The 1130-nt window shown below is 71.2% G+C and carries 1 protein-coding gene; it reads right to left on the bottom strand.

Going from position 1 to position 1130, the window contains the following annotated elements; genetic code table 11:
• Positions 1 to 71: 71 nt before the first annotated feature.
• Positions 72 to 1067 (bottom strand): aldo/keto reductase, encoded by a 996-nt coding sequence (locus tag ACYVE9_RS27790; RefSeq protein ID WP_461030653.1) that lies wholly within the window; start codon positions 1065 to 1067, stop codon positions 72 to 74.
• Between the last annotated feature and the right edge of the window lie 63 nt (positions 1068 to 1130).

The following is a 1130-nucleotide window of genomic DNA, read 5'->3' on the forward strand; positions in this document are numbered from 1 at the left end:
GGGCGCGGAGAGTCTCCGCGCCCGGGGCCGCCCACGTCACGCACCCGCCGGTGTCCAGCGGGCGACGATCGTCACCAGGCGAAGGCCTCCGGGGTCGGGCCCGGGCCGGGGAAGATCTCGTCGAGCGAGGTCAGCAGGTCCTCGCCCAGCTCCAGCTCCACCGCGCGCAGCGCGGCGTCGAGCTGCTCGACGGTGCGCGGGCCGACGATCGGGCCGGTCACGCCGGGCCGGGTGAGCAGCCAGGCGAGGGCCGTCTCGCCGGGGTCCATGCCCTGCTTGTCGAGCAGGTCCTCGTAGCGCTGGATCTGCTCCCGCAGCGCGCTGTTCTTGAGGGCGTCCCCGGACCTGCCGGACGTGCTGCGGGAGCCGCCGCCCTCCCGCTCCTTGCGGATGGCGCCGCCGAGCAGCCCGCCGTGCAGCGGCGACCACGGGATGACGCCCAGGCCGTACGCCTCGGCGGCCGGGATGACGTCCATCTCGGCGCGCCGCTCGGCCAGGTTGTACAGGCACTGCTCGCTGACCAGGCCGAGGCTGCCGCGGCGGGCGGCCGTCTCGTTGGCCTGGGCGATGTGCCACCCCGCGTGGTTGGACGAGCCCGCGTACGTGATCTTGCCCTGCTGCACCAGCACGTCCATGGCCTGCCAGATCTCCTCCCACGGGGTCCGGCGGTCCACGTGGTGGAACTGGTAGAGGTCGATGTGGTCGGTGTTCAGCCGCTTGAGGCTGGCGTCCACGGACCGGCGGATGTTCAGCGCCGACAGCCGGTCCTGGTTCGGCCAGAACTCCCCGTCGGGCGCCATGTTGCCGAAGACCTTGGTGGCGAGCACCACCTTCTCCCGCCGGCCGCCGCCCTGGGCGAACCAGCTTCCGATGATCTCCTCGGTGCGGCCCTTGTTCTCCCCCCAGCCGTACACGTTGGCGGTGTCGAAGAAGTTGATGCCCGCGTCGAGAGCGGCGTCCATGATGGCGTGGCTGTCGGCCTCGTCCGTCTGCGGGCCGAAGTTCATCGTGCCGAGCACGAGTCGGCTGACCTTGAGTCCTGTGCGTCCCAGCTGCGTGTACTTCATGTGCTCAAGCCAAGCCGCTGAAGCGCACTCGAAGCAAGCAGCCCGGCCGGTCGGTCTGCTTGC

Source organism: Streptomyces sparsus (assembly GCF_054776295.1).